This is a genomic window from Flavobacterium sp. (genome assembly GCF_039932285.1).
Classification (GTDB): Bacteria; Bacteroidota; Bacteroidia; order Flavobacteriales; family Flavobacteriaceae; genus Flavobacterium.
In genome coordinates this window covers 1-10,483 of sequence record NZ_JBDTQE010000083.1, presented here as the reverse complement: position 1 = coordinate 10,483, position 10,483 = coordinate 1, and the positions used below count along the sequence as shown (strand labels likewise).

Genomic DNA, 10,483 nt, shown 5'->3' with positions numbered 1-10,483 from the left:
AGGTACAAATGCTGAAATTGCAAAAGAATTAATAGACAATTCAGGTATGCCAATTTTATCGGCGGTACAGTTTCAAGAAGCTGCAGATCAAGTTAAAGCTGCATTATCGTAATTAAAAAAATTATGAAATAATAAAACCTACTAGATGATTTTAGTAGGTTTTTTCTTTTTTAAGAAACCTTTAATATTAAAATATAAAACCTTTTCATTAAATTTGTAAACAATGGTTTCTAAACCAATGTCTTTCCTAATAACTCAAAATCTAAAATTCAATAGTGTCAAGTATAATCCAATTACTTCCTGATCATGTTGCCAATCAGATTGCCGCTGGCGAAGTCGTTCAGCGACCGGCATCAGTAGTCAAAGAATTGTTAGAAAATGCTATAGATGCTGGCGCTTCCGATATTAAACTGATTTGTAAAGAAGCAGGAAAAGTATTGGTTCAAGTGATTGATAACGGCAAAGGAATGTCGGTTACTGATGCTCGACTGTGTTTCGAGCGTCATGCTACTTCAAAAATTCGCCAAGCAGAAGATTTATTCGATTTGCATACTAAAGGTTTTCGTGGCGAAGCTTTGGCATCTATTGCTGCCATTGCTCATGTAGAAATGAAAACCAAACAAGATCAAGAAGAATTAGGGACTCATATCATTATTGAAGGCAGTAAATTTGTATCGCAAGATGTTGCTGTTTTGCCCAAAGGAACGTCATTTTTAGTCAAAAATTTGTTTTTTAATATTCCAGCCAGACGTAATTTTTTAAAATCAGATATTGTCGAATTGCGCCATATTATCGATGAGTTTCAACGAGTAGCTTTGGCTCATCACAATATACATTTTACATTTTATCATAACGGAAGCGAATTGTTTAATTTGCCACAATCGAATGCGAGACAAAGAATTGTAAATATATTTTCGGGTAAAACCAATGAAAAACTGGTTCCAATTCAAGAAACTACCGATATTTTATCGATACAAGGATTTATAGGAAAACCAGAATTTGCTAAAAAAAATAAAGGAGAACAATTCTTTTTTGTAAATGATCGATTTATAAAAAGTGGTTATTTGCATCACGCGATTATGAATGCTTATGAAGGGTTACTTCGTGACGGATCACAACCGAGTTACTTTTTGTATTTGAATGTTCCTCCACATACTATAGATATTAATATTCATCCCACAAAAACAGAAATTAAATTTGATGATGAACAGGCATTGTATGCCATTTTGCGTTCGGCAACAAAACATAGTTTGGGACAATTTAATGTAGCTCCAGTTTTAGATTTCGAAAGAGATTTTAATCTAGATACACCATACAGTTATCAAAATAAGGAAGCAGAAACGCCAACAATTCAAGTAGATAGTAATTTTAATCCCTTTCAAGAAGAAAAAAAACAATCTGATTTTAGGTATAAACCAAAGACAGAAAACTTGCCACATTGGGAAAGTTTATATGTAGGTTTAGACACAAAATCGATAGATATTGGTGAGATGAGTTTTGAATCGGAAACAGTTACAAGTTCTTTGTTTTCTGATTCGGAAGTAGAAAAAGCACCAACAACTACGTATCAAATTCATAAAAAATACATTGTAAATCCTATAAAATCTGGTATGTTAATTATAGATCAGCAAAGAGCTCACCAGCGTATTTTGTATGAACAATTTTTAACCAATATCACGATTCATCAGGCTAATAGTCAGCAATTGTTATTTCCCATAACTTTATACTTTTCAGGAAACGAAATCGCATTAATACAAGTGATACAACAATCTTTAGAAAGTACAGGATTTGTTTTTGAAGCTATAAATAAAGATTCGATTGTTGTTTCTGGATTGCCAGTCACGGTTTCTGAAAGCGAGGCGTCTATAGTTTTAGAACAATTAGTAAGCGACTTGCAAGAAGAAGTTCCGGATAGTAGTTTTAGCCAAATGGATAGTATGGCAAAAAGTATGGCAAGAAGTTTGAGCGTAAAAACAGGAACTTATCTTACAGAAGAAGCACAAGTAAATCTTGTAAATAATTTATTTGCTTGTAAAGAAGCAACGGTTTCCCCTTTTAATAAAACAACTTTTATCACGTTAAGTGTAGAAGATTTAGATAAAAAATTTAGTATATGATGAACAATATGACTCCAGCGGTTAAGCAATTGCTGATAATTAATATTATTTTTTTCCTTGGAAGTATGGCTGTGCCAAATGCTGAAAAACTTTTGGCATTGTATTATTTCGAAAATCCAAATTTTAAGATTTGGCAACCTCTTACACACATGTTTATGCATGGTGGATTGATGCATATTGCGTTTAATATGTTTGCTTTGGTATCTTTTGGGAGTTTGTTAGAAAATATTTGGGGAAGCAAAAAGTTTTTATTTTTCTATTTTTCATGTGGATTAGGTGCTGCTTTAGTACATTCAGGAATGAATTATTATTATTTCCATGATAGTTTAAAAATTTTGACAGCTAACGGAAATTCAGCTACAGATGTTTTAAAAATTCTAATAGATGGAAAATATAATACTTCTTGGCAAGAAGTATTATCAACTTCACAATTTGATAATCTAGTTTCTTCATTTTCTGTTCCTGCTGTTGGAGCTTCTGGTGCGATTTATGGGCTATTAATAGCTTTTGCATTTATGTTTCCTAATGCAGAATTAGCATTAATGTTTATTCCAGTTCCTGTAAAAGCTAAATATTTTGTTCCTGTTTTAGTTGGTATAGATTTATTTTCAGGTTTAACAGGATATTCAATCTTTGGCGGAGGTGTTGCCCATTTTGCACACGTTGGTGGCGCATTAATAGGTTTTATAATTATGTGGTATTGGAAGAAAAACTCTTTCAATGACAGGCGTTGGAACTAAAAAGTAATTTTAAAAAATAGGAATGAATATTTTAGAAGATTTAAAATTACAATACAAAAATGGCGATATGGCTACCAAATTAATTTTTTGGAACCTGTTGCTATTTGCTATTCCCGAAATCGTATTTGCTGTTTTGCAATTGTTTCACATTAGGATTAATTACTTTAATTATGTGGCATTGTCTAATCATTTTAGTGATTTAGTATGGCAACCTTGGACCATCGTTTCTTATGCTTTTTTTCACGGCGGTATTTTGCATTTGGTATTTAATATGATAATGCTTCATTTTGCTGGTCGATTGTTTGTTACTTTTTTTACACAAAAACAATTATTTGGCTTGTATATTTTGGGTGGTGTATTTGCAGGAATTGTATATTTAGTTTGTTATACTTTTTTGCCGTCATTATCCAATCAAAACACACTTTTGGTGGGTGCTTCAGCTTCCATTATGGCGATTCTTTTTACTACCATGACCTACCAACCTTTTATGGATATTCGATTAGTATTATTGGGTTCTGTCAAGCTTTGGCATATTGCCATATTGTACCTGATTGTCGATTTAATTCAGTTGCCTCTCGAGAATACTGGCGGTCATTTGTCACATCTTGGAGGTGCTTTATTTGGGTTTATTTATATTAAATTTTTGAAAAATGGAACCGATTTAACCAGAGGTTTCAATGCAATAATTGATTGGTTTGCCAATTTGTTTTTACCAAAAAAAAGTACACCGTTTAAGAAAGTACATCGCAATCCAAAACCTATAAATGTGGTTAAAACAATGAGTAAAATTGTAACCAAAGACAAAACGCAACAACAAATAGACGAAATTCTAGATAAGATTAGCAAATCAGGTTATGATAGTTTGACTGTCGATGAAAAAGAATTTTTATTTAAAGCAGGGAAATCTTAAATAGTCAAATGTCATAAAGTCTAAAGTCATAACGCTTCTGACTTTAGACTTTATGACCTTAAGACTTTCGACTTAAAAATATAAATCGTTTATTTGTTTTGGAATTCAATAAAATAAGAAAATGAAGAACCTATCATGGTTTAATAAATTAGCTTTTTTTTGTAATATAGTTTTAACTGTATTGACTTTTCTTGCTTATTTTTTACCGTTTTTAGCTCCTAATTGGTTCCCGTTTTTATCGGTACTAACTCTAATTTTACCTTTGTTCTTGATATTAAATGGTTTGTTTTTCGTGTATTGGTTTCTACAATTTAAGAGGCAAATGATTTTGTCAGGATTGGTGCTTATTTTGGGAATTACTTTTATCAATAAATTTTATAAATTCTCTTCAAAAGACATAGAAACTTCAGACAAAGATTTTGTAGTCATGAGTTATAATGTCCGGTTATTGAATCTTTTTAACTGGATTCCAAGAGATAATGTAGCGCAGGATATTTTACACTTTGTAAACGAAAATAACCCAGATGTTTTATGTATTCAGGAATATTCTACTTCTGCGAATATAGATTTAAAACTATATCCATATAGTTCTATTTTTATGAAAGGCAATAAAATAAGGACAGGACAAGCTATATTCTCTAAATTCCCTATTGTAAACGAAGGAGAATTGGCTTTTCCAGAATCTAATAATAACACCATTTTTGCCGATGTAAAAATAGGGAAGGACTTAGTAAGAGTTTATAATATACACTTACAATCGATAAAAATTTCACCCGATGTTAAAGAAATTAATGAAAATGTAGAAGGTATAAATCAAGAAAAATCTCAAATTATTTTTAATAGAATTAGTGAAGCTTTCAAAAAACAACAAGAACAAGGAGAGATTATTATGAACCACAAAAAATCATGTAAATACCCGATAGTGATTTGTGGTGATATGAATAACAGTGCATTTTCTTACGTATATCGAAGTATAAAAGGAAATATGCAAGATTGTTTTGAAGAAGCAGGAAAAGGTTTCGGACAAACTTATAGTTTCAAATATTATCCTGCACGTATCGATTATATTTTTGCTGATAGTAAAATGCGAGTAAAAAAATTCACTAATTTCCCTGATTTTGTAAACTCAGATCATCTTCCTGTAATGACTAGATTGTCTATCGATTAAAGCTGTAACGTTTGATTCTTCAAATAATCTAATGCAAATCGCCCTTCATTAAACAACAAATCTAGAATGCTTAAATTGTTGATGAAACCTTGCTTCTCTTGAAATACTTGGGTGTAAGAGTCGAAAGTATTCGTGTCTTTTTTTCCGTTTGCTAAAACACGAAAATCATCTAAACCATCAACTTCATGAAAATATTCTATTGTTTTTTGTGATGCAAAATCAAGTTTCAAACATTTGGATACAATTTCGATAGTTTCGATATTTAAATCCATCAAAAAAGTATGTTTTTTTGTAAAAATTGGCATCAGCGCATCTTCATAATATTCGAAAAAAGGTGAATTTCTGTACGATGCTTCAAGTGTTTTAAAATGTTGTTTTTGCCAATCGAATTGCGTTTCTAATTTTACATCTTTGGTCATTTGCTTGCTATTCGAGTTTTTTACAGGAATATTTAGCATAAAGGCTCCATTTGGACTATACAAATACATTCTGTTTCTGTTCGTCTGTTTCTGGAAATTATCTTCCATTTCAAATGTTACAGTATCAGATTTTGCCATTGCCACAAAATGACTTATAGATGGAAAATAGGTTGGGTGTAATAAAGCGTTCATGCGGTTATTTGTGGATTTGGTTATTTGTTGGCTTCCGTCGATTTGTTTACTTGATAGGTTCTAAGAGCATTTAGTTTATTGGTAATACTTTCTAAATCTCCACGTAATTTTAAGTATTCATTTTCAGAGATAAAATCAATTTCAAAAGAAATTATTAGTTAATTTAGAACTTCAACAGCTGAACTAAATGCCATTGTTGTAAAATGTGCTTTGTCTTTAAAACTGTTCCTTGCAGAACCTTCAGCGATATTAGAGCAAATTGAAATTGATGCTCTTCGCAATTGAGATATTAATCCATACTTTTCATTATCTGGAAACTTGGAAGTTATCAAATAAATTGATTTGGAGAAATTTTTAGATTCAACCCAAACTTCTAATTTTTCAAATGAATAGATAAACATGATTTTTACGACTAATTAACGAATAACCAAATACACAAATAACCGAATTATGCTTTTTTTCTTTTTCTAAAGAAATCAAATCCAAACCAGCCTACTAACAGTATTAAGAAATATTTGAAGTAAGAAGTTGGTTGTCCGTCTCCGCCAACAGTACAAAATAATCTGTTCCAACGAATTTTATCAATGGCTTGTGACCAGGGTAAATTAGGATCGATACTGAACCAAATAAATACTGGTTTTCCTACGACATGATCAAAAGGTACAAATCCCCAATAACGGCTGTCTTCTGAATTGTGACGATTGTCTCCCATCATCCAGTAATAATCCTGTTGAAAAGTATAGTTTGTTACAGGTTTATCATTTATATATATTTGACCTCCTTTTTCTTCTAATTTATTTCCTTCGTAAACAGTAATTAATCTTCTATAAAAAGGCAAAGATTCTTTGTTTAAGGCAACTGTTTTTCCCGCTTCAGGAATATATATTGAACCATAATTATCTTGACTCCAATTTTGGTTGTGTGGAAAAAGCCTATGATCAGGTTCAGTACTATTGTTTTTTACAATAGATTTTATAGCAGGAATTTGTTTAAGTTTTTTTGCTGCATCTTCTGTAACTGCTGCGAACACATATTGGTTTGGTCCTGTTGGATATATACCATCTGTAATTTGTAAATCTTCAATTATATATTTTGCATCTAAATTAGAACCATCAGTAATAATTGTATACGAATATTGTGGTTTTGCTCTCTCTGGAAGAATTAATCTTTTATTATTAATATAAACATCACCATTTTTTATCGACAAATTATCACCAGGAATACCTTGACAACGTTTTACATAATTTGAACGTTTGTCAAGCGGTTTGTCTATATGTCTTCCAGAAGGATCACGAAACATATAAACAGTATCTGCTGGCCAGTTAAAAACGACAATATCATTTCGTTTTATAGCTTGTAATCCTGGAAATCTAAATGATGGTAACTGTGGAAAGTTTATGTATGATTTAGTTTTAATAAATGGAATACTATCATGAACCATTGGTAAAGCAATCGCTGTTTTAGGTGTTCTTGCTCCGTAATGAAATTTGCTTACAAATAAGAAATCACCAACTAATAAAGATTTTTCTAAAGAAGAAGTTGGGATATTAAACGGTTGTAACACATAACCATGTACTAAAGTTGCCACTACGATAGCAAACAATAAAGAACTTATTGTATCCCCAGATTTGGTTGTAGCAACTAGACTTCTGTCTCTTTTATAGACTACATTTTCAAAATAATTGATATAATAAATATAAAAACCAAGAGTTACAACACCAAGAATAGTGTCTTTTGTTGTGTTTTTGCCAAAACTTCTTAAAGTTTCTACCCAAACTACAATAAACATAATAAGGTTTACGATAGGTACAAATAATAAGGCTGTCCACCATGTTGGACGATTGATGATTTTCATTAAAACTATGGCATTGTACACAGGAATTGCTGCTTCCCATGATTTTCTACCTGCTTTTTCGTATAATTTCCATGTTCCTAAATAATGTACTATTTGAAGTATTAGGAAAAAGATAAACCATTGTAATATTGTCATAATTGAGATTGTTAGATTGTTAGATTTTTAGACTTCTTAGATTATATTAAAGTTTTAAATATCTAAATTTTATTAATTGTGTATTGTTTTATTTTCTCTGTTTATCGATGATTTTCTAATGATCTAAGGGGTCTAAAAATCTAACGATTTAAATTTAGAACATCTTTCATTGTAAAAACACCTTTTTTATTTACAAGCCATTCAGCAGCAATAACTGCCCCAAGCGCAAAACCTTCACGGTTGTGAGCAGTATGTTTTATTTCTATTTGGTCTACACTAGAATCATAAAAGATACTGTGTGTTCCTGGTATATTTTCTATTCGTTTGGCATCAATATGAAGTTCATTTTGCTTTGCATTATCTAAAGTCCAACTGGTATAATCAGAGTTTTCGATAATATCTTTCGCTAATGAAATTGCCGTTCCGCTTGGTGCATCTAACTTTTGCGTGTGATGTATTTCTTCCATCGAAACTTTGTATTGCTTTAGATTTGACATCATTTTTGCCAAATAATTATTCAATTCAAAGAAGATATTTACACCTAAACTAAAATTTGAACCATATATAAAACTTCCATTTTTTGACTCACAAAGCGAAACCATTTCATTATAATGTTCTAGCCAACCTGTCGTACCACATACTACTGGTACATTAGTATCAAAACACTGTGCTATGTTACAAACCGCACTGTCTGGAATGCTAAAATCGATGGCAACATCTGCATTTTCAAGACCTTCGTAGTTTGAAGTGCTTGATTTTTTTAATACAATTTCGTGACCACGTTCTAGAGCAATTCGTTCTATGACTTTACCCATTTTGCCGTAGCCTAACAATGCGATTTTCATTAAAGTCTATTTTTAAATTTTGTTATTAATATAATTAATAAAACACCACTAAGTAATCCAATAGTGAAAATTCGTAAAAAATCGATAGTTCTAATTGATAAAGCAATTTCAGATGTACTATATCTAACAATGGATCCAATTAGAACTAAAACTATAATAAATACACTTGGTTTTTTCATAATTAAAAATTATAATTTAATGTTACACCTAAGTTTTGAGTATAGTCAGTATCATTTTTGTAAATATCTGGTCTAACCGTCAATTTTCCGTTTACATTAAATTGGCGCAAATGTCCATCAACATTGGCATCAACAATATTTAAAATATACAAGGCGACAGTTACAAGTAGGGATAAATCTTTTTGACGTTGAAATTGTTTCTGTGCATCAATTAGTTTTGCTTCACTTAAATATACGCCACCAGTATTTTGATTGTTAAATGCATCGGTGCTTTGTGTACCTAAAAGCAATCGTTCTTTGTATGCATCACGGTATTCGTTGTATTTTTTTTTGTTCCAAGTGTAGGCATAAATTCCTGTTCCAATAGCAGCAAAAACAACAGGGACTTTCCAGTACTTTTTGTTGTATGCTTGTCCTAATCCGGGTAAAAGTGCCGAATAAAAAGCCGCTTTGGCAGGAGCTAATGGGTTAATTTTTGTTGTGGTAGTGTCTAAAGCAATCAGTTTTAAATCATCTTGGCTAAATCCAGAAAAATTCCCGAAAACAGTGACAAAAAACACTATGTAAAACCAATTTTTCACTAACCTTTTATTAGTTTAATAATTCTATTAAAATCTTCTTCAGAATGAAATGGAATTGTAATTTTTCCTTTCCCGTTTCCAGCTACTTTTACATCTACTTTAGTACCAAAATAATCATTAAATGATTTTTTCTCAGTTTCATTTATTTCAAATGAAGATGATTTTACTGTCGATTCCGTTTTTGGTTTCAATCCTTCTTGGTAGTTTTTTACCAAAGCTTCGGTTTCACGAACGGAAAGGTTCTGACTGACAATTTTTTGATAAATATCAGTTTGAATATCATGATTTTCGACATTTATAATCGCACGACCGTGTCCCATAGAGATGAATCCGTCGCGAATCCCTGTTTGAATAATTGGATCTAATTTTAACAAACGCAAATAGTTAGCTACTGTCGAACGTTTTTTACCTACACGATCACTCATTTGTTCTTGAGTAAGTTGAATTTCGTCGATTAATCTTTGGTATGACAAAGCGATTTCGATAGGATCTAAATCATGACGTTGAATATTTTCAACCAAAGCCATGGTTAATGATTCATTATCATCGGCTAATCTGATATAAGCGGGAACAGTTGTTAAACCCACAATTTTTGAAGCACGCAAACGACGTTCTCCAGATATTAATTGATATTTGTTAAACTCCGTTTTACGAACTGTAATGGGTTGAATTACACCTAATTCTCTAATAGAAGTAGCCAATTCTTGTAAAGAATCTTCGTTAAAATTAGTTCTAGGTTGAAATGGATTTATTTCGATAAGATCTAACTCTAATTCGATAATATTCCCAACAACTTTATCTGCATTTTTATCTTTAACAGAGGTAATATCATTTTCAGGATCTTTCAATAAAGCGGAAAGACCACGACCCATTGCTTGTTTTTTTGCTAGTGCCATATATTATTTAGCATTTTTTTTAATAATTTCGTGAGCCAAACTCAAATAATTTGCAGCTCCTTTACTTGTTGCATCATAGTTTATGATACTTTCTCCGTAACTTGGTGCTTCGCTCAACTTAGTATTTCTTTGAATAATAGTTTCAAAAACCATATTGTTAAAGTGTTTTTGAACTTCCTCTACCACCTGATTAGATAATCGAAGACGAGAATCATACATTGTTAGCAACAAACCTTCAATATCTAATTCAGGATTGTGTATTTTTTGAACACTTTTTATCGTGTTTAATAATTTTCCTAAACCTTCCAATGCAAAATATTCGCACTGAATAGGAATCACTACAGAATCGGCAGCAGTCAAAGCATTTAACGTTAGTAAACCCAATGATGGCGCACAATCTATAATGATATAATCGTATTTGTCTTTAACAGAAGCTAATGCTTGTT

At 31.3% G+C, this 10,483-nt stretch carries 11 protein-coding genes; 4 read left to right on the top strand and 7 right to left on the bottom strand.

Annotation, left to right across the window (positions count from 1 at the left end; all coding sequences use genetic code 11):
- The first annotated feature begins 275 nt into the window (after nt 1-275).
- The 4 genes from mutL to ABI549_RS12150 all read left to right on the top strand — a co-directional run bounded on the left by mutL (nt 276) and on the right by ABI549_RS12150 (nt 4,935).
- On the top strand, nt 276-2,117 hold the full coding sequence (gene mutL, locus ABI549_RS12165; protein WP_348076734.1) for a DNA mismatch repair endonuclease MutL: 1,842 nt from the start codon (nt 276-278) through the stop codon (nt 2,115-2,117).
- The gene (locus ABI549_RS12160) at nt 2,117-2,857 is read left to right on the top strand and encodes a rhomboid family intramembrane serine protease (protein WP_348076735.1); all 741 of its coding nucleotides are present in this window, start codon (nt 2,117-2,119) and stop codon (nt 2,855-2,857) included. The genes mutL and ABI549_RS12160 overlap by 1 nt, the downstream gene beginning before the upstream one ends.
- A 22-nt stretch (nt 2,858-2,879) precedes the next feature.
- Nucleotides 2,880-3,767 carry a rhomboid family intramembrane serine protease gene (locus tag ABI549_RS12155; protein ID WP_348076733.1) on the top strand — a complete coding sequence of 296 codons (888 nt, stop codon included), beginning with the start codon at nt 2,880-2,882 and terminating at the stop codon, nt 3,765-3,767.
- Between the two features lie 121 nt (nt 3,768-3,888).
- Nucleotides 3,889-4,935: an endonuclease/exonuclease/phosphatase family protein gene (locus ABI549_RS12150; RefSeq protein WP_348076732.1), complete on the top strand. Its 1,047-nt coding sequence runs from the start codon at nt 3,889-3,891 to the stop codon at nt 4,933-4,935.
- Here ABI549_RS12150 and ABI549_RS12145 read toward each other — a convergent pair.
- From ABI549_RS12145 to ABI549_RS12115, 7 genes are all read right to left on the bottom strand, one after another.
- Nucleotides 4,932-5,546, bottom strand: coding sequence for a WbqC family protein (locus ABI549_RS12145; RefSeq protein ID WP_348076731.1), 615 nt, complete (start codon nt 5,544-5,546; stop codon nt 4,932-4,934). The two genes, ABI549_RS12150 and ABI549_RS12145, sit on opposite strands and share 4 nt — an antisense overlap.
- A 158-nt stretch (nt 5,547-5,704) precedes the next feature.
- Entirely contained in the window at nt 5,705-5,947 is a 243-nt protein-coding gene (locus tag ABI549_RS12140; RefSeq protein WP_348076730.1) for a four helix bundle protein, read from the bottom strand.
- 47 nt (nt 5,948-5,994) lie between these two features.
- Nucleotides 5,995-7,536, bottom strand: a complete 1,542-nt coding sequence (gene lepB / locus ABI549_RS12135; protein WP_348076729.1) for a signal peptidase I — start codon at nt 7,534-7,536, stop codon at nt 5,995-5,997.
- 140 nt (nt 7,537-7,676) lie between these two features.
- On the bottom strand, nt 7,677-8,381 hold the full coding sequence (dapB, locus tag ABI549_RS12130) for a 4-hydroxy-tetrahydrodipicolinate reductase (protein WP_348076728.1): 705 nt from the start codon (nt 8,379-8,381) through the stop codon (nt 7,677-7,679).
- Between the two features lie 181 nt (nt 8,382-8,562).
- Complete coding sequence (locus tag ABI549_RS12125; RefSeq protein ID WP_348076727.1) at nt 8,563-9,141, bottom strand: DUF5683 domain-containing protein; 579 nt, start codon at nt 9,139-9,141, stop codon at nt 8,563-8,565.
- Entirely contained in the window at nt 9,141-10,037 is an 897-nt protein-coding gene (locus ABI549_RS12120; RefSeq protein WP_348076726.1) for a ParB/RepB/Spo0J family partition protein, read from the bottom strand. The genes ABI549_RS12125 and ABI549_RS12120 overlap by 1 nt, the downstream gene beginning before the upstream one ends.
- A gap of 3 nt (nt 10,038-10,040) precedes the next feature.
- On the bottom strand, nt 10,041-10,483 hold a 443-nt coding region (locus ABI549_RS12115), incomplete at its 5' end, for a ParA family protein (RefSeq protein ID WP_348076725.1).

Coding starts and splice junctions, on each gene's coding strand:
- ABI549_RS12160 (WP_348076735.1), top strand. CDS start 2,117: ATGAACAATATGACTCCAGCGGTTAAGCAATTGCTGATAATTAATATT.
- ABI549_RS12155 (WP_348076733.1), top strand. CDS start 2,880: ATGAATATTTTAGAAGATTTAAAATTACAATACAAAAATGGCGATATG.
- ABI549_RS12150 (WP_348076732.1), top strand. CDS start 3,889: ATGAAGAACCTATCATGGTTTAATAAATTAGCTTTTTTTTGTAATATA.
- ABI549_RS12145 (WP_348076731.1), bottom strand. CDS start 5,546: ATGAACGCTTTATTACACCCAACCTATTTTCCATCTATAAGTCATTTT.
- ABI549_RS12140 (WP_348076730.1), bottom strand. CDS start 5,947: ATGTTTATCTATTCATTTGAAAAATTAGAAGTTTGGGTTGAATCTAAA.
- lepB (WP_348076729.1), bottom strand. CDS start 7,536: ATGACAATATTACAATGGTTTATCTTTTTCCTAATACTTCAAATAGTA.
- dapB (WP_348076728.1), bottom strand. CDS start 8,381: ATGAAAATCGCATTGTTAGGCTACGGCAAAATGGGTAAAGTCATAGAA.
- ABI549_RS12120 (WP_348076726.1), bottom strand. CDS start 10,037: ATGGCACTAGCAAAAAAACAAGCAATGGGTCGTGGTCTTTCCGCTTTA.